Here is an 18,652-nt window from a genome sequence, read left to right on the forward strand (position 1 = left end):
ATTTTCCAATTATTAAAAAGGCTGTGTTTAATAACACAGCCTTTTTTAATGTCTTTATATTTTGGTTTATCTGATCAATTCTTAACGATTGGAAGCCTGATCTGGCTTGGATACTCCCTGGAATGATGAATCGAATTGGTAGCTGTAACTCCTTCAGTTTCATCGTAATTATTGCCGCCGGTATTAAGGTTTCGGTCAAACCGCGGGAAGTTGGAACTGGTGATCTCAATTCTTATGCGATGACCTTTCTCAAAATAATTACTGGTAGACATCGGTGTCAGGTTAACCTCATATACCTTTCCTTCTTCCATAAACACTTCTTTTTCATATCCTTCACGATAGCGAACTCTTTGTATGGTTTCATCAAGATTGTATGCCCTTCCATCAGGATAAACGTCTATCAGTTTTATGGTGATATCTGTGTCTTTTACATCTGAAGACAGAAACAATTTTGACTCAATAAAACCACTGACTTCAATTCCCTCTTCAAGCGGTTCGGATGTGTAAACCAGGATATCATCTCTCAATTCCATTTTCTGCTGATCAAATGCCCCTCCTTGAACGGCATTTCCGGTACAGCAAACATTTCCTCCATAGGAAGGAACCGGATGCATTGGGTCGTAGGTAAATGAATCAGGATTATCACTGTTTGGTGCAGAGTCAGTTAAAATACCATCTCCCAATCTCGAATTGGCCCTTCCATCACTGTCTAAATAATACGTCGTCATTTCTGCATTTTTTGGTGGCCATTGATCGGCAGTTTGCCATTCATTCATACCCATAGTGAAATAGCGAACTCTTGGCATTTCTTCGGTGACATTATTTTGTTCTCCTTTAAGCCAAAAATCGAACCAGTCGTAGACCATCTCATTATAGGGCAGGGTTGCATCACCTACACTACGTTCACCAACAACGGTATTTTCAGTAGCACGTGTATAGCCGCAATGTAGGGTCGGAGCAATAACAAGGTATTGGTTATCTCTGATCTCAGGATCGGAAGCATTTTCTCTTACATAGTTGAAAAGCGCCAGATTTGGGCTTGAGGAAACGTCATACCAGGAAACAAACCAAAAACTTGGAACACCAAAATCCATATCGTCATGATACAAACCACCTTGATACCATTCTGGATCGTTTGGCTTTCGGGTGATCATATCTTCATAAATACCTTCGGGTCCATTTACATTTTCTATGATATCTTCCACCGGCAGATGCCTTAATGCTTCTGACCAATCAACTCGTGGATATTCAGGAGCCATATCATAAAAACGTTGTAAACGAAGCAGATCTTCCTGTGATATACCTTTTGGTAATTCCGGTGCCATAGGATCGTGCTGGGTTGAATATAGCCAAGCTGTAAAGAGCATTTGTCCTGCGCCGCCCCGGTACCAGTTTCCTTGCTCGTAGTATTCACCGATACGTCCAACACCGGCACCGTAGCCCTGAGGGACCATAGCAGCATGTGCGGGGTGATCCATTGCTGCTACAGCCATTTGCCATTCCGCGGTTGAAGAACATCCAAGTGTTCCCACTTTGCCATTGCTCCAGTCTTGTTCAGACATCCAGGTAAAAGCATCGTAACCATCTGTTAGAGGTGTTCCAAGAATATTCCAGTTACCTTCTGAAAAGAATCGGCCACGTTCATTTTGAACAACATAAGCATAGCCCCTTTTGACAGCTTCCAGGGCTGTATTTAAGGTTCTGGTTGATAATTCACCATCACGGTAGGTATTGAAATTGTAAGGGGTTCTAGAAAATATGATCGGAACCGGTCCGTCTGTTTTTGGGCGATAAATATCAGTTGCCAGTCTTACGCCATCACCCATAGGCATCATGACCTTTTGGTCGATAACGGCGATCTTTTCGAGTTCCTCAAGGATATTTACTTCCTGAGCGAATGAATTGATCGATAATGAAAGGGTGAGAATTACTAGGAGGGAAAGGGATAAACGTTTCATAAGGAAGGAGTTAGTTAGAAATACAAACGTAATGTACTTTATTTGTACAAATAATAAACTTGTTGTTACAATTATTTATGAATCGTTCGAATCACTTGTAACGATACTCCTTTATGATCGGATTTAGAATGTCATCAAGGCCATTGGTTTTGATCTCAAACATAGTGGCCAGGTATTGACCGAGCTGCCCGTTCGGAAACCCCTTTCTTGAAAACCACTCAAGATAATGTACAGGCAGGCTAGTAATATATCGGTCTTTGTATTTACCAAAGGGCATTTTAGCCTGAACTAATTTGATTAGAAATGTTGAGTCGTACACCGGAAATGTTAAATGTTTGTATTAGCTGTGATGGTGGTTGCTGAAGTTTGCATAACAAAATGAAATGTAGTAAATAAGATGCTTTATGGCTGAGTATTCTGAAATTAAATGAGATAACTTTATGCAGGCAAGCTGGGTAGCGGCACTTTCTCTTTTTCTATTCTTTATTGGTTACCGGTATTATTCGAAGTTTTTGGCTGAAAAGATCTATCGGCTAAATCCAGATTATATGACCCCGGCACACGAATTCCAGGATGATGTGGATTATGTGCCGGCTAATAAATTTGTTCTTCTCGGGCATCACTTTACATCTATTGCGGGGGCAGCCCCCATTGTTGGTCCGGCTATTGCTGTTTACTGGGGTTGGTTGCCGGCTATGTTGTGGGTTGTGTTTGGGACTATACTTGCTGCCGGTGTTCATGATTTTGGTACTCTTGTCTTATCTGTGCGTAATAAAGGGCAATCTGTTGGTACCCTTGCAGATAAACTGGTTGGTCACAGAGCGAAATTGCTATTCCTGTTTATTATTTTGATCCTAGTCTTGATGGTAAATGCTGTTTTCGCATGGGTCATTTCTAATCTATTCATCAATTTTCCGGCCACGGTCTTATCCATATTTATTCAAATACCTCTTGCCATCTGGATCGGGATCAGAGCCTATCGAAAGAGTGGGAATATGGTAGTACCGTCTATAGTGGTATTATTTGTGATGTATTTTACGGCCATTATTGCAAGTTACGTTCCTCTGCTTCAAATTGATCTGGTTCAATATTTTGGCGGAGCTGATTCTAATGTGATCTTCGGCTTGACCGGAATAGAAATGGCCTTTTTTGTATGGATCATGGTGCTGATGGTCTATGTATATTTTGCTTCCACCTTACCCGTTTGGAAATTGTTGCAACCCAGGGATCTGATCAATGCTTATCAGTTGGTTTTGGGACTTTTGATCCTCTATTTAGGTTTGTTTGTGAGTAATCCTGAAATTACCGCACCTGTAACAAACACGGAAGCTAATGATGTAAGTTGGTTTCCCTTATTGTTTATAACGATCGCTTGTGGTGCCATTTCCGGCTTCCATGGATTGGTTTCATCAGGAACAACAGCCAAGCAGCTGGATAAAGAAACAGATGCACGGTTTGTTGGATATCTTGGGGCTGTTGGCGAGGGAGCGCTGGCATTGATCACTATCGTAGCCGTTGTAACTTATTTTAATACCACGGGTGAGTTTACAGATGTGTATCATTCCTTTTCAGAAGCAGGAGCCGTTGGGTTGAATATTTTTGTGGAAGGTGCTGCGCAACTTGCCACATCATTGATGATTCCACTTGAAGCCGCTAAAACCATAATTGCGGTTATTGTGATCAGTTTTGCTGCAACCACTCTGGATACTTCTGTTCGGTTGATGCGATATATTCTTAATGAGCTGGGTGGGGAATACAATGTTAAACCGTTGACTAAAGTGCACACTTCAACACTCATTGCTGTAGGAGCCAGTGCAGCTTTGGTGCTGATACCTGAAGGGCCAAGGGGAATCGGTTCAGGAGGATATCTATTATGGCCATTGTTTGGTACATCCAATCAGTTATTAGCCGGTATAAGTTTGCTGTTAGTTACCATATGGCTGAAAAGGCAGGGTAGATCAATTGTCTTTACTTTGATTCCTATGATATTTTTGATGGCCATGACACTGTGGGCTATGACAGAGCAAGTGATCTTTGACTGGTCGGGCTACAGCGGCAACGATGCAAACATGCTGTTATTCATATTTGGTGCCATTATTCTGGGTTTTACCATTTGGATCATTTTGGAAGCGGTAGTTTTGATCCGAAAAAAAGAGTAAAGGCTATTCTTTTTTATAATATTCAATAAAGCGTTGCTCATCTTCTGATTTACCGATCAAGATGATCTCACTGTTTGGCGGGATAGGATCATTTGGATCAGGGTTGATCCGTTGCTCTCCTTTAACTTGATATGCAATTACATTACAGCCGGTCTTATTACGAATGTCCATCTCTACCAATGTTTTGCCGATGAGCTTTTCAGGGGTTTGCAGGCTAAATACATTAAGTCCCTGGGCTACCATTACAATGTCATTATCTTCAAAAATATTGAATATAGCATTGGCACCCATAGCGGCATAACTCATCACAAAATCGGCACCTGCGCGGTGAAGAGTATTGACATTTCTCTCAAATGTAGATCTTGATACAATATGAATATTTGGACGAAGGCTTCTGCAGTAAATAGTAAGATAAATGTTAACATCATCCTGATTAGTGGTGATTATGACGTTTGGAGCATTATCTATACCGGCTTTTTTAAGTGTATCAAGATCTGCAGCATCACCCAAAATGAAATCTTCAGTATCCAGAACACGATCGGGATCTTTATCTATGATCCTGTATTTAATGTTTCTCTGTTTTAAGTGACGTGCTGTGGCTCTGCCAACTCTTCCGGCACCTATTATGATAAGTGGCTCATCACTTATACCATAAATACCAAAAAGCTCATCATACTTTCTGAGTTGGTCTACCGTTCCTGCAAGTACCAATACACTGTGAGGGTGGATCTCAAGATCCGGATGTGCGCTATAAAAATCCCCTCTTTCCCAAACACCAACAACATTTATTCCAAAATTCTCTCTGATCTTACTTTCTTTGAGCGTTTTGCCAACCAGTGGGGTATCAAAAGTTGTGGCTTCTGCGATAATTAATTTACCGAACCGACCAACGGTATGTACTCTCGCGTCTTGCCCAAGCGTTCTTCGTGAAAGCGCCCGCCCTAAAATATTCCCCATGTGTAGTACATGATCGCTTCCGGCTAACTTCAAGACATCCATTGAGTCATAGGAATTTGCCGAGGATATGATCTTTACTTCTTCTGTTAGTTCTCTGATCGTATGTGCAATGTTAGAGTTAAACATATCATCCCCACCGGTGTAAACCAATGCTGCTTTTTCAACATGCATTTTCCGAAATGTTTCGGGATCATCCGGTTCACCTACCATAACCCTATAACCTTCATCGTAGAGGTCTAAAGCCTGTTCAAGTTCATTTACCAGCAGTACATACTCATGCCCGTATTGATCAAGTTTTTGGATGAGTGACCGCGTGATAGCATCAAAACTGGTAATGATGATATGTCCACTGGTATCGTCCGGCAATTCACGGGGAGCTCGGGCCCTGTGTTGTGCTTCCATCCATGGAGCGTAGAAAAACTCAATAAAAGTGAATGGCAGCATGATCAGAAGTGATATAACACCGGTTCCCAAAACTACGATAGAAAACATTCTACCCAGATCAGACTGGAAGGTTATATCACCAAAACCGAGCGTAGTCATGGTCGTTAACGTCCAATAAAAGCCTGTTAACCAAGAGTGGTCCTGACCTTCCATAGCCATGATCTCATGAAACAGAACACCGAATACAAGGATCATGGCTATCAGTATCAGCACAAAACGGATGAGTCGCTTTATGTTAATCTTGGTATTACGGTTAGCAACAAAATAGCTGAGCTGTGAGGTAAAGAATTTCATTTATATAATATGAGGGTTAGCTTATTGAAAAGAAATAGCTTTAGGTGTTTTGTTTAAGAAAGTCATAATTCGGAAAATAATATATGCGTCTATACTTTCCTTTCTTAAAACAGGTATATTTATTTTGATTCAAGAGAAACCAACAGCTTATCAAAAAATTGATCCATGCATTATACTGAAGAAAAATGGCTGGTTTGGATGGACCAACTGGCTAAAAATGATTATGTGATCGTTGATGATTTCATAAGTGAGGCCTTGTTTTCAAACATCATGGATTTTTTTCATGAAATGGAATCAGCCGATAAATTAAAAAAAGCAGGCATTGGTGCTCAGCAAGATTTTTTAGTGAAAGCTGAGATACGAGGTGATTTTATTTATTGGCTTGAAGAGGAAAGAGATACGGTGTTAAAACCATTTTTTGAGTTAAAGGATGAACTCATCCAAATGTTAAAGCGATTTTGCTATTTGAGTTTATCAGGTTCTGAATTTCATATCGCCAAATACCCTGCAGGTTCCCATTACCACCGGCATCTTGATCAATTCAACGAAAGAACAAACCGGCAGATCACCGTTCTTATATATTTAAATAAGGATTGGAAAAAAGGGGACGGTGGGGAACTCGTTATCTATAATGAAGGAGAAGAAATTTTAGTAGAACCGGTGGCAAAAAGACTTCTCTTATTTAAAAGCGATGTAATAGAACACGAGGTGCTTACCACTAATGTTCCAAGGTATAGCCTAACGGGATGGCTTTTACATCAACCTGCAGGTATTGGGTATCTGCTCGGTTAAAAACATTGACCGTGATCCCATAACAATTTCTTAATGGCTACAAATTTTCTATTAATACAGTACATTAGTACCATTGTATAATTAAATCCCAGCATCTAAATCCCGTTATTGTGGCTGATAAAACAATTCTTGTCGTTGACGATGAAAAAGACCTTTTAGATCTCATTGAATATAATCTGAAAAAAGAAGGCTTTAATGTTATAAAAGCTGAAAATGGGGAAGAAGGTATTGAGAGAGCAAAAGAATTTAATCCTGATCTTGTTTTAATGGATATTATGATGCCTAAGATGGACGGCATGGAAGCTGTTGAAAAAATGCGCAAGGATGATCAACTGAAATCAATCCCTATCATATTTTTGACGGCCCGCAGTGATGAGAAGACCGAAGTTGAAGGGCTAAACAAGGGTGGGGATGACTATATAACAAAACCCATAAGTACTACAAAATTGATCTCAAGGATCAAAGCTGTCCTCCGTCGATTTGATGAAACTGAAGAAGAAGTTAATCGCCTTGAAGTACATGACCTCGTTATAGATAAAGACAGGTATATAGTTACTCGAGATGATGAAGAATTTCAACTTCCCCGCAAGGAATTTGAACTTTTATATTATCTGGCAAGCCGAAAGGGTAAAGTCAGAGATCGACAAACTCTTCTCAATAAAGTATGGGGAGATAATATCTATGTGGTAGATAGAACTGTTGATGTTCATGTCAGAAAGATCCGTGAAAAATTGGGCGATCATTACATTGAAACCATTAAAGGAGTCGGATACAGATTTAAGGAATGAGTAAATCCACAAAGACAAATAAAGGGATTTATAGACTCGGAATTCGGTTAGGCTTTTTAGTTTCGATAATTTCTTCCGTCGTACTGTTTTTGATCTCATTGCTTGGTTTTGACATTGATGCTTCAGATGCAGCCTTTCTCTCCGCAATTTCAGCTGCTTTAATTTTTGTAGTTGGCTATATAGTTACGTTGAGGCTTACGGGGAAAAGATTTGATATCATCGAAAGAATGTTCAAAAACATATCTCGAAAACGATTTATTGAATACAACGATATCCCCTTTGGCAAGAAAGATGAATTGGATTATCTGATCAAGCAGGGAATAAAATCCAGTCGGACTACAGAAAGAGAGATTCAGCGTTTAAACCGTATCGAAAATTATCGTAAGGAATTTATAGGGGATATATCTCACGAGCTTAAAACTCCCATCTTTGCTATTCAGGGTTTTATAGAAACTCTGCTAAATGGTGCTCTTGAGGATGAAGAGGTCAACAGGGATTTTCTCAGGAAAGCCATGAGAAATGTAAACCGATTGATTTACCTTACCAAGGATCTCATGGAGATATCTAAATTGGAAACCGGTGAACTAAAGTCTGAAATAGAAGAGGTTTATCTGTTTGAGATTTTGAATGATATTATTGAAAGCCTGAATTACAAAGCTGAAAAGGAAGGCATTCAACTTATTATCAATGATTTTGATCGTAGTATCAAGGTCAAGGCAGATAAGAATCAACTCAAGCAAGTATTGATAAATCTTATCGAAAATGGCATTAAATATAACGTACCCAAAGGGAAAGTCGAAGTATCGGTGTTTACAAAACCGAAACAGCAGGAAAAAGTTTTTGTTTCAGTAGTTGATACAGGAATGGGTATTGATGAGAAAGATATTCCCAGGGTCACGGAAAGGTTTTTTAGGGTAGATAAATCCAGATCACGTGAGAGAGGTGGAACCGGGCTGGGATTAGCGATCGTAAAACATATCATGGAAGCTCACGGGGAGAAATTCACTATTAAAAGTGAGCCTAATAAAGGATCCACATTCACGATCAGTCTTACAAGAGCAGACCTGGTTCAGGTTTGATCAATAATATCTTACCTTCTTTGCTAAATAAAGTAATATAAAACGAAGCTGATATTATGATATACGCAGTTATAATGGCCGGGGGATCCGGAACTCGCTTTTGGCCAAGAAGCATAAAAGAATTACCTAAACAATTTCTTTCTCTGTTTGGTGAAGGAACCATGATTCAGAATACTGCCAGGCGGATAGAATCCATGATACCTCAGGAAAGGATACTGGTTGTGACTAATGACAACTACGTAGATATAGTTAAGGATCAGCTTCCATCTGTCCCTGAGGAAAATATAATAGGTGAACCGGTTGCAAAAAACACTGCCCCTTGTGTAGCTATTGCAGCTCAATTACTCTATAAAAAAGACCCGGAGGCAGTGATGGTCGTGTTGCCCGCTGATCATCATATTGAGCAACCTGATGCTTTTAAGGAATATCTCACTGCAGCTATAGAAAAAGCGAAGTCAGGGTCAAATCTTGTTACTATCGGGATCGAACCTGACCGACCGGAGACCGGCTACGGATATATTCAGGGTGATATATCAAAATCAGAGAAAGTTAATGGTAAGGATGTTTATTCCGTTAAAGCCTTTAAAGAAAAACCTGATCTGGAAACGGCAAATAGATTTCTTCAGGAAGGTAATTATTATTGGAACAGTGGTATGTTTATTTGGAAAGCAGAGACTATTCTGGATGAATTTGAAAAGCATTTACCGGGAATGTATAAAAAGGTATTAAAAGCCAATGATGGTCTCTTTGAAGTAAATCATAAAGAGTCTATCGATCAATTTTACCAGTCATGTGAATCCATTTCTATTGATTATGGGATCATGGAGCACGCTAAAGAAGTATTTGTAGTGCCCGGAGATTTTGGATGGAATGATGTAGGCAGCTGGACAGCTGTATACGACCTAGGCGAAAAAGATGAAACCGGTAATGTAGTTAAATCACAAAATTCTACATTCAGTGAAACAAATAACAGTTATGTCTATTCTGAAAGCGGTAAAATGATTTCATTGGTCGGCGTGGATAATGTAGCCGTTGTAGAAACCGAACACGCTATATTAGTTTGTAACCTCGAAAATGCCCAAAATGTGAAAGATATTGTAGAACAACTTAAGTCAAACCCTGATTTGAAGAAATTTTTATAGATCAAACGTTAATGACCTGTTGGTCATAGGCTAGTTTAATATGATCAGGTAAATTTTTATTAGTCTGCTCATGATCTACATAACTATTCATATGTATAAGATAAGCTTCCGGTATCTTCAGTTCTTCGATGATCTCTACAGCTTGTGGAATAGTTAGGTGAGTGGGGTGTTCAGGATTCCAGCGGAGGGCTCCTAATACCAGGACTTTTGAACCTCTTATCTTTTCCAGTGTTGAATCAGGAATATCTTTCACATCAGTTACATATGAAAAGTTATTTATGCGATATCCGAAAACTTCAGTTTTACCATGCATTACCGGTAATGTAGTGATTTTTAGGTTTCCCAACGAAAACTCATCTTCTGCTTCAATTAATTTTAATGAGGTTGAGCCCGGATATTTGTTTTTACCAAACATATAGTCAAATCTTCTCCTTACTGACTTAATACAGTTTTTGGAGGCATATGCCGGTATAGCAGATTTGTTGATATAAGAATAGATCCTAAGGTCATCAAGGCCTGCAACATGATCCATATGCTCATGAGTTATCAACAGATGATCGAGCTTCTGTAATTTTGCCTGTATACTTTGAATTCTAAATTCGGGCCCGGCATCTATAAGAATAGATTGACCTTTGTGCTGTATCCAGGCAGAACATCTTGTTCTAAAATTTCTTGGATCATGAAAAAGTTCTTCACTCCTGAATCCTCCTGCAACGGGTACGCCCATGGAAGTTCCGGTACCTAAAAATGTTACTTTCATTCTAACTTAAAATCTTCCGTGGTTTCTACGGGCGTGACTTGTAACTGTTCCCATAGGTCTTCTAATTTTCGTCTAACTGCCGGTTTTATATATACGCCTGAAAGATCTATTTCACCTAATACCCTCCCCATAGTACCTAGTTGAGACTCAATTGGTTTGTTTTTATTTACAACAACGAGCTTTTGGCCTTCTATTATGCATTCGTCTCCTTTAAAGGATCCTCTTTCTTTTCTTAGAGTATATCCTGCCTGTTCAAGAACCTGTTCCAATTCAAGAAGTAATTTATCGGGTTTCAAAATGATACTCCTAACGTTATTGTGTGGCCTGAAAGATCATAATCTAATCTCTCTTCATCAATATCATATGAATCAAAAATGTAGTCATAGCCAAAACTTATGTTCTTACCGAATAATAAATTATAAAAATTTATTCGGGCATTTCCGTTTAAACTAAATACACTTCCTCCCAAAAACCCCCCACTTGCTGAACTAAAACCGTATGAGGTGAGAAATTCACTCGTTATACTAAATCTATTCTGTTTTATAATTGCAGCCGTTAAACCTGCACCCGCACTTAAAGATGTTTGTGAAAACTCCTCATTAATATCATCATTTCTTACTGATACCAAACGGCTGTCTAATTTTACCGGTATACCCGCTTTAAAGCTTTGACCATTGATCAAATAAAAAGGGTTTATGAAGTTTAAATTCAAACTGAAATACTTGGTGTTGTTTAATCCTGTTATGGTGTTACCCAAAACTGCATTTATATTAAAACCTAAGGATTCATATGCTATATAGGCTGCTTCCCCATTAAATGTTAATGGGGTATGTATCAAATTATTACCAATATTTGATCCTTTATATTTAAAATCAATGAATTGAACACCTGCACGAGCATAGGGTGAATATATATTTCCAAAATTGGTACGGTTATCAGTTCCAACTGAAAACATCTGTGCCTGTGAAGAGAATGGTAAGATCACCAAGATAAGTGAGCAAAAAAGGATTAACTTAATTTTATTCATTTTGGAATGATTTAGATTCTTATAACAGTTTAAACAATACCTAACTAAATAATTAATCGGTTATGAAAATATTATCAATTTTAATAGCACTGTCTTTGGGATTTAGTATGAATACAACTAATGATAGTATCTTTAATTATAAGATGAAGGATATTGATGGCAAAGAAGTTTCCTTAGATAAATATAAAGGTAAAGTAATCCTTGTTGTGAATGTAGCCTCAAAATGTGGTTACACTCCACAATATGAAGGGTTGCAAAATCTCTATGAAAAGTATAAAGATGACGGATTGGTAATTCTTGGTTTCCCTGCCAATAATTTTAATGGACAAGAACCTGGATCCGATGAGGAGATCAAACAGTTTTGCACTCTTAACTATGGTGTTGAATTTCCAATGTTTTCCAAGGTTTCTGTTAAAGGGGAGGATCAATCGAAATTATTTACTTACTTGACTCAAGCACAGAACCCTGACTTTACCGGAGAGATAAAATGGAATTTTGAAAAGTTTCTTATCGATAAAGAGGGCAACTTGATGAGAAGATTTAGAAGCGATGTTAAACCTGAAAGTGATGAGATCGTTACTGCTGTCTCTGAGGCTCTTTAATTAATTATTTATTATTCATCCTGATCTAAGGAACATGGTTGTATCCGTGTTCCTTATTTTTTTGAATAGTTTTTAAAACTTCTTGACATCGAAGTATAATGGTCCGTATATTTAGTGCTCTCTCAAAAAGGTCCGGTAGTTCAGTTGGTTAGAACGCCTGCCTGTCACGCAGGAGGTCGAGGGTTCGAGTCCCTTCCGGATCGCAAATCAAAGCTTTCAACATTTGTTGGAAGCTTTTTTTGTTTAAGGAATATTTATATAAACATATAGTAATGCCTGCCATAAGACCGAACGTATAGTAGAGAGAACTGTAATTTCTTATCTTAGTTATCATAGCGGGTTTAAATAAGATATAAATAAATAAAAAACAGTAAGTAATGGATCATATAAATCCAAAATACGATGTCATTGTTGTAGGTGGTGGACACGCTGGTAGTGAAGCGGCAGGTGCCGCGGCCCAAATGGGAGCCAAAACACTATTAATTACAATGAACCTGGAAGCAATTGCTAAAATGTCTTGTAATCCTGCCATGGGCGGTGTTGCGAAAGGACAATTGGTTCGAGAGATAGATGCTCTTGGGGGGCTCTCCGGAAAAGTAAGTGATGAGACCGGTGTTCAGTTCAGGATGTTAAATCTTAGCAAAGGACCGGCCATGTGGAGCCCCAGATGCCAAAGTGATCGTGTGCTCTATAATCAAACTATGAGGGAGAAACTTGAAAAAAAGGAAAACCTCTTTTTCAGACAAGATAATGTTGTTGATCTAATTGTTTCTGAAGACCATAATAAAATCGATGGTGTAATCACTCAAACCGGTCAAAAGTTTTATTCTCACAGTGTGATACTTACCAGCGGGACTTTTTTAAATGGTTTGATCCATATTGGGGAAACTCAATTTGGCGGTGGCAGATCAGGTGAGCGAGCTTCTGTTGGTATATCAGCTTCACTGGAAGATCTTGGCTTTGAAGTAGGTAGATTAAAAACAGGAACACCGCCAAGAATTGATGGAAGAACCGTCGACTATTCTAAATTAGAAGTACAGTACGGTGATGAGGATCCTTCAGGTTTTTCCTTTATGACTGAATCACTGCCATCTCTGGAAGAGCAGTTAACTTGCTGGATCGGCTACACTAATGAGAAAGTGCACGAGGTACTTAAAACCGGGTTTGATAGAAGTCCAATGTTTAATGGTCGTATTAAATCAATTGGCCCCCGTTACTGCCCAAGTATTGAAGATAAAATTGATAGATTTGCTGATAAGGATCGGCACCAATTATTCCTTGAGCCGGAAGGATGGAGTACTTATGAGATGTATTTGAACGGATTCTCTACATCTTTACCCGAAGATGTGCAATATCAGGCACTTCGGACTATACCTGGTTTCGAAGAAGTTATTATGATACGACCCGGCTATGCAATTGAATATGATTATTTTCCACCTCATCAGATTCGTCGCTCTTTAGAAACAAAACTGGTTGGTGGGCTGTATTTTGCAGGTCAAATTAATGGTACTACAGGTTATGAAGAAGCAGCTTGCCAGGGATTGATGGCTGGAATAAACGCAGCCCTTAACATTCAAGGTAAAGATCCATTGATTCTTCAAAGATCTGAAGCCTATATCGGTGTACTTATTGATGATCTTATAAATAAGGGGACTGAAGAGCCGTATCGAATGTTCACCTCAAGGGCAGAGCATAGGATTTTACTTAGGCAGGATAATGCTGATCTAAGGCTTACTGAGATAGGGCATAAGATCGGATTGGCCACTGATGAAAGATTAAAAAAAATGGAAGTAAAAAGGGCTGCACTGAAAAAGCTTGATTCTATTATTAAAAACTACACCGTGCGGCCTGAACAAATAGACCCCCTTCTTGAAAGCAAAAATAGCTCTTTAATGCCTCAGCCCATGAAGGCGCAAAAAATACTGCTTAGGCCGGAAATCAATTTAAATGACATGATGGAGCATGATCAGTCTCTGAGGAATGAGATCTCTTCTGTTACGAATGACGAAAAAGTACTTGAGCAGATAGAGATCCAGATCAAGTATGCCGGATATATAGAAAAAGAATTCGAGATGGTTAAAGAGCTGGAAAAACAAGAGAACATGGAAATACCTGAACAAATTGAATACTCAAATATAAAAAGCCTTTCTACTGAAGGTATGCAAAAGCTAAGAAAGGTTAAGCCGGAAACAATTGGTCAGGCTAGTAGAATAAGCGGTGTTTCGGCTAGTGACGTGTCTGTTTTAATGGTTTATCTTAAAAATTAAACAAGGTGTTTCACGTGAAACATGAGATAAAATTTCAAAAATTTACTGATTTTGCCTTAGCAGAGAAATTGCTGCAAAAACATTCGGAAAAAATAAGAGAATACGTTGATCATCTTCTATGGTGGAACGAACGAGTTAATCTTGTAAGCAGAGATGTTTCACGTGAAACTATTGTCGAACACGTGAGGCACTCTTTGGTGATAGCCAGTTCTGATATCTTCAGGCGGGCCGATAAAATTATTGATGCAGGGTCGGGCGGGGGGTTACCGGGTATTCCCTTATGTATTTTAGATGAGGATAAAAAAGTTGTGCTAAATGATATCGTTTCAAAAAAGATCATGGCTTGTAAGCAAATGATTTTAAAATTACAGCTAAATCACTGTAAGGCAGTTAATGGATCAATAGCTGATATTGAGTTAACTGAAGGAGCATGTGTCGTTTCTAAGCATGCTTTTAAGATCAATGATTTATTTGAATTGATAGGAGAAAAGCCGTGGCTGGGCATTATCCTGTTAAAAGGAGGGGATGAAGTCGAGAAAGAATTAGAAGGAATTGTACAACCATTGAAAATTAATGTGTTTTCACTTGAGCAGAAGAATAATCCTTTTTATGATGGTAAGGCATTGGTTGAAATAACAAGGCTCAAACATGAATAGCTCTGAAAGAAGACTGAAATTAATGCTGTTGTTGCAGCAGCCCGGTAAGAGTAAAACAGTTAACGAACTGGCAGAACACTTTGGCGTAAGTAGGCGAACTATATTCAGGGATTTCAATGCTTTAGAAGAAATTAATGTTCCTGTGACGTGGGATAGGTACTCAGGGTATGGTTTGATCGATGGATACAAGATCCCGCCCTTAATGTTTACATCCAAAGAGCTCGCAACCATCATGGTTGGGCTTAATTTTGTGAAATCGCAGGTTGATGAAGGGCTTGTTGAAGATGCAAAAGGTGTTGATGTGAAAATTAAAAATGTCCTCCCTGATGAACTAAAAGAATTTATGGTCTCACTAGAGGGTAGGACCATTGTAGATCCTTACCTTAAATTCGGGGGCGAGAAAAAGAAAGGGGGAAACTGGTATTTGATCAGCAGTGCGATTGCCCAGGAAAAAAGAATGCAATTTAAATACACAACTAAGTCCGGTGAAACCGGGATCCGAAAAATTGATCCATATATTTTGGTTTTTTACGAAGATCACTGGAATGTAATTGGGCGATCTCATCTTAGAGGCGAAAGCAGGAATTTTATACTCGAAAGTATTGAAGAAGTTAAAATTCTCGAAGAGAATTACACACTAAAAGATGAAATTGATGTAGAGCGCCTTATTTACGGCTCAGAGACGACATCAGAAATGATAATACTAGATATCGAAAAAAAAGAGTTAGCGCGCTTAGAAGCCAATATACCGGCTAAAATTATTAAGAAAGAACCTTTAAATTCTGAAATTATTAAGGTGAGTTTTAAATTTGATAATTTAGCTTTTATAAACGAGTGGTTGCTTCAATTTGGAAGAAAAGTGAAAATTGTTGCACCGGAAAAGTTAATTGAAAAGAGAAAGTTACTTTTAAAAGATATGTTAAATCAATGATTCCTTGGGTATATGGTTTCAGAAGATCTTTAAAATGCAGGTAATTAAAGGGATTTGAATTTTGGAGTCCATCTAATGTTCCAGATGGGTGAACGCTAATACCTTCGTCTTATTAGGTTTTTTAGTTTGAGATGTAAAGGGATAGATCATGAAACTCCAAAGAGATCAAATTATCGAATGGTTTTATTTTGTGTCGAATTTTAAAACTGCAGACTTTGATGAATAAAAAAAGGGCTTCACTTCTGAAGCCCTTTTTAGGTCAATAAATTATCTGAAGATCAGGATGTTAATCCTCATCTTCCTCTTCACCTTCTTCCTCGTTAACAACCCGAGTTATAGCGGCTATTGCTCCATCAGAATCTAAGCGCATTATTCGGACACCCTGTGTATTTCTACCCATGGTTCTAATTCCACCGCAATTCATTCGAATCACTTTGCCTTTCTCAGTTATGATCATCAGATCATCCTGATCTGTTACTTCTTTAAGAGCGATCAAGTTTCCGGTCTTAGGAGTTATCTTTAATGTAATCACTCCTTTACCTCCTCTGGATTGCTCTCGATAGTCGTCCACTAAAGAACGTTTGCCATATCCGTTTTCAGACATTGCGAGAACCGTTGCCTCATGTGCATTTCGGATAACGACCATGTCCACGATCTCTCCGTCTTTACTAAGGTTCATGCCCTTAACGCCTGATGTGTTACGGCCCATATCCCGAACTTCACTTTCATGGAATCTGATAGCCCGTCCGTTTTTATTAGCAAGAATGATCTGACTGTCACCGTCTGTAAGCTGAGCGCCCAGGAGACTATCACCTTCTTTTATATTAATGGCGATGATGCCATCTCTTCTTGGCCGACTGTAAGCTTCAAGGGTTGTTTTCTTAACAAGCCCATCCTTGGTTGCCATGATAATAGAATGATCATTTATATAATCTTCATCATCAAGAGTTTTAACCGGAACAAAGGCTTTGATTTGATCATCCTTATCAATATCGATAAGATTCACGATAGCTCGTCCTCTTGCAAGGCGTCCACCTTCTGGAATTTCATAGACCTTGAGCCAGTAACACATTCCTTTCTCTGTAAAGAAAAGAATGTAATTATGAGTTGTAGCTACAAATAAATGTTCTACATATTCCTCATCGCGTGTGGTGGTTCCTTTCATTCCTTTTCCGCCACGACGCTGTCGCCGATAACCGCTTACGGGCATTCGCTTAATAAAGCCTTTATTGGAAATAGTAACCACCACATCTTCATTGGCGATCATATCTTCAATGTTAAAGTCCTCAGCAGAATGAACAACTTGTGTTCTTCTTTCGTCACCATAACGATTTTTGAGGTCTGCAAGCTCTTCCTTGATAATAGCTGTTTGTTCATCTCGATTGGAAAGTATCTCGCGATAGTCAGCGATCTTTTCAATGATCTCACGATATTCACCGTCAATTTTCTCTCTTTCAAGTCCGGTGAGTTTTTGCAAACGCATATCCAAAATGGCTTTAGCCTGGATATCTGTCAAGGCAAATTTCTTACGAAGTTCAATATTTGCTTCGTTAGGACTGTTTGAAGCTCGAATTGTTTTAATGACTTCATCAAGATTATCAAGAGCGATCTTGAGACCTTCAAGAATATGAGCCCTGGCTTCAGCCTGATCAAGATCATAAATAGTACGACGAATAATGATATCGACACGGTGCTCAACAAAATGATAGATGAGCTCCTTCAGATTCATAACCTTTGGTCGACCTTTGACCAAAGCAAGGCTAATAATACCAAAAGTGGTCTGCATTTGAGTGTACTTGTACAATTGGTTCAGAACCACTCCAGCGTTGGCTGATCGTTTTAAGATAATAACGATTCGAATACCCTCGCGATCAGACTCGTCTCTTACTTCTGATATTTCAGTGATCTTTTCATCGTTAACAAGAGCTGCGATCTTTTGGATTAAGGTACTCTTGTTAACCTGATACGGAATTTCGGTAATTACGATCTGTTCACGGTTTCCACGTAATTCCTCAGTATTGGCACGAGCACGAAGAGTTACTTTACCACGACCTGTCTCATAAGCTTCTTTAACACCTTCATAGCCATAGATAATACCGGCTGTTGGGAAATCAGGAGCTGTGATATGTTTCATCAACTCTTTGATCTCAATATTAGGATCATCTATATATGCCTGAACTCCATCAATGACTTCAGACATGTTATGTGGAGCCATATTAGTGGCCATACCCACAGCAATACCGGAAGAACCATTGATCAGAAGATTTGGCAGCATACTTGGAAGCACTGTTGGCTCTTCAAGTGTGTCATCAAAGTTAGGGGAAAAATCTACTGTTTCTTTGTTGATATCAGCCAACATTTCTTCAGAAAGTCGGTCCATGCGAACCTCAGTATAACGCATGGCTGCTGCACTGTCTCCATCAATAGAACCGAAGTTGCCCTGTCCGTCAGCCAGTGGATATCTGAGTGAGAAATCCTGTACCATCCTAACGATCGAATCATATACTGCACTATCACCGTGAGGGTGATACTTACCTAAAACCTCACCAACAATACGGGCACTTTTCTTATAATTTCTGTTGTGAAGCATGCCAAGGTCATTCATACCGTACAGAATACGACGGTGAACCGGTTTTAATCCGTCCCGTACATCGGGCAGGGCACGTGAAACAATCACAGACATCGAGTAATCGATGTACGAAGATTGCATTTCGTCTTCAATAGTTATTGGAATAATTTTTTCTCTGGCCATAAATCAGCTATAAAAGTCAGTTAAATTCTTAGTGAATTGATTCT

General features: G+C 38.9%; 16 protein-coding genes, 1 tRNA gene and 1 pseudogene. 11 read left to right on the forward strand and 7 right to left on the reverse strand.

Annotation, left to right across the window (positions count from 1 at the left end; genetic code table 11):
* Positions 1 to 74 precede the first annotated feature (74 nt).
* On the reverse strand, positions 75 to 1,958 hold the full coding sequence (locus tag ACKGJO_RS12210) for a CocE/NonD family hydrolase (protein ID WP_411323721.1): 1,884 nt from the start codon (positions 1,956 to 1,958) through the stop codon (positions 75 to 77).
* 91 nt (positions 1,959 to 2,049) lie between these two features.
* On the reverse strand, positions 2,050 to 2,277 hold the full coding sequence (locus ACKGJO_RS12215) for a DUF3820 family protein (RefSeq protein WP_411323722.1): 228 nt from the start codon (positions 2,275 to 2,277) through the stop codon (positions 2,050 to 2,052).
* Between the two features lie 121 nt (positions 2,278 to 2,398).
* Here ACKGJO_RS12215 and ACKGJO_RS12220 point away from each other — a divergent pair, with 121 nt between their 5' ends.
* Positions 2,399 to 4,117 carry a carbon starvation CstA family protein gene (locus tag ACKGJO_RS12220; RefSeq protein WP_411323723.1) on the forward strand — a complete coding sequence of 573 codons (1,719 nt, stop codon included), beginning with the start codon at positions 2,399 to 2,401 and terminating at the stop codon, positions 4,115 to 4,117.
* A 3-nt stretch (positions 4,118 to 4,120) separates the two neighbouring features.
* Here ACKGJO_RS12220 and ACKGJO_RS12225 read toward each other — a convergent pair whose 3' ends face one another.
* Positions 4,121 to 5,812 carry a potassium channel family protein gene (locus tag ACKGJO_RS12225; protein WP_411323724.1) on the reverse strand — a complete coding sequence of 564 codons (1,692 nt, stop codon included), beginning with the start codon at positions 5,810 to 5,812 and terminating at the stop codon, positions 4,121 to 4,123.
* A gap of 165 nt (positions 5,813 to 5,977) precedes the next feature.
* Here ACKGJO_RS12225 and ACKGJO_RS12230 point away from each other — a divergent pair, with 165 nt between their 5' ends.
* The 4 genes from ACKGJO_RS12230 to ACKGJO_RS12245 all read left to right on the forward strand — a co-directional run bounded on the left by ACKGJO_RS12230 (position 5,978) and on the right by ACKGJO_RS12245 (position 9,613).
* Positions 5,978 to 6,604: a 2OG-Fe(II) oxygenase gene (locus ACKGJO_RS12230; RefSeq protein ID WP_411323725.1), complete on the forward strand. Its 627-nt coding sequence runs from the start codon at positions 5,978 to 5,980 to the stop codon at positions 6,602 to 6,604.
* A gap of 110 nt (positions 6,605 to 6,714) precedes the next feature.
* Positions 6,715 to 7,392 carry a response regulator transcription factor gene (locus ACKGJO_RS12235; RefSeq protein WP_411323726.1) on the forward strand — a complete coding sequence of 226 codons (678 nt, stop codon included), beginning with the start codon at positions 6,715 to 6,717 and terminating at the stop codon, positions 7,390 to 7,392.
* Complete coding sequence (locus ACKGJO_RS12240) at positions 7,389 to 8,471, forward strand: sensor histidine kinase (RefSeq protein WP_411323727.1); 1,083 nt, start codon at positions 7,389 to 7,391, stop codon at positions 8,469 to 8,471. The genes ACKGJO_RS12235 and ACKGJO_RS12240 overlap by 4 nt, the downstream gene beginning before the upstream one ends.
* Before the next feature lie 56 nt (positions 8,472 to 8,527).
* Complete coding sequence (locus tag ACKGJO_RS12245; RefSeq protein WP_411323728.1) at positions 8,528 to 9,613, forward strand: mannose-1-phosphate guanylyltransferase; 1,086 nt, start codon at positions 8,528 to 8,530, stop codon at positions 9,611 to 9,613.
* 1 nt (position 9,614) lies between these two features.
* Here ACKGJO_RS12245 and ACKGJO_RS12250 read toward each other — a convergent pair whose 3' ends face one another.
* Genes ACKGJO_RS12250 through ACKGJO_RS12260 form a run of 3 tightly spaced genes read right to left on the reverse strand, consistent with a single transcriptional unit; the run spans position 9,615 to position 11,400 of the window.
* A complete protein-coding gene (locus ACKGJO_RS12250; protein WP_411323729.1) occupies positions 9,615 to 10,373 on the reverse strand; it encodes an MBL fold metallo-hydrolase in 759 nt (252 codons plus the stop codon).
* Complete coding sequence (locus ACKGJO_RS12255; protein WP_411323730.1) at positions 10,370 to 10,669, reverse strand: hypothetical protein; 300 nt, start codon at positions 10,667 to 10,669, stop codon at positions 10,370 to 10,372. Before ACKGJO_RS12255 ends, ACKGJO_RS12250 begins: the two co-directional genes overlap by 4 nt.
* Positions 10,666 to 11,400 (reverse strand): hypothetical protein, encoded by a 735-nt coding sequence (locus tag ACKGJO_RS12260; RefSeq protein WP_411323731.1) that lies wholly within the window; start codon positions 11,398 to 11,400, stop codon positions 10,666 to 10,668. The genes ACKGJO_RS12255 and ACKGJO_RS12260 overlap by 4 nt, the downstream gene beginning before the upstream one ends.
* A gap of 107 nt (positions 11,401 to 11,507) precedes the next feature.
* On the opposite strand from ACKGJO_RS12260, the gene ACKGJO_RS12265 reads away from it, so the two are divergent.
* From ACKGJO_RS12265 to ACKGJO_RS12285, 6 genes and pseudogenes are all read left to right on the forward strand, one after another.
* Positions 11,508 to 12,002 carry a glutathione peroxidase gene (locus tag ACKGJO_RS12265; protein ID WP_411323732.1) on the forward strand — a complete coding sequence of 165 codons (495 nt, stop codon included), beginning with the start codon at positions 11,508 to 11,510 and terminating at the stop codon, positions 12,000 to 12,002.
* A 129-nt stretch (positions 12,003 to 12,131) separates the two neighbouring features.
* Positions 12,132 to 12,205, forward strand: a tRNA-Asp gene (locus ACKGJO_RS12270).
* Between the two features lie 174 nt (positions 12,206 to 12,379).
* The gene (gene mnmG, locus ACKGJO_RS12275; RefSeq protein WP_411323733.1) at positions 12,380 to 14,269 is read left to right on the forward strand and encodes a tRNA uridine-5-carboxymethylaminomethyl(34) synthesis enzyme MnmG; all 1,890 of its coding nucleotides are present in this window, start codon (positions 12,380 to 12,382) and stop codon (positions 14,267 to 14,269) included.
* 14 nt (positions 14,270 to 14,283) lie between these two features.
* On the forward strand, positions 14,284 to 14,925 hold the full coding sequence (locus ACKGJO_RS12280) for a 16S rRNA (guanine(527)-N(7))-methyltransferase RsmG (protein ID WP_411323734.1): 642 nt from the start codon (positions 14,284 to 14,286) through the stop codon (positions 14,923 to 14,925).
* Positions 14,918 to 15,082: pseudogene (locus tag ACKGJO_RS14670) on the forward strand (helix-turn-helix transcriptional regulator); the annotation flags it as partial. The gene ACKGJO_RS12280 and the pseudogene ACKGJO_RS14670, both read left to right, overlap by 8 nt.
* Positions 15,083 to 15,127: 45 nt before the next feature.
* The gene (locus ACKGJO_RS12285) at positions 15,128 to 15,856 is read left to right on the forward strand and encodes a helix-turn-helix transcriptional regulator (protein ID WP_458860088.1); all 729 of its coding nucleotides are present in this window, start codon (positions 15,128 to 15,130) and stop codon (positions 15,854 to 15,856) included.
* Positions 15,857 to 16,142: 286 nt separating this feature from the next.
* Here the strand turns inward: ACKGJO_RS12285 and gyrA are convergent, their stop codons facing one another.
* Positions 16,143 to 18,608, reverse strand: a complete 2,466-nt coding sequence (gene gyrA / locus ACKGJO_RS12290; protein WP_411323736.1) for a DNA gyrase subunit A — start codon at positions 18,606 to 18,608, stop codon at positions 16,143 to 16,145.
* Positions 18,609 to 18,652 lie beyond the last annotated feature (44 nt).

The organism is Gracilimonas qinghaiensis (assembly GCF_046602855.1).
Taxonomy (GTDB): Bacteria; Bacteroidota; Rhodothermia; order Balneolales; family Balneolaceae; genus Gracilimonas.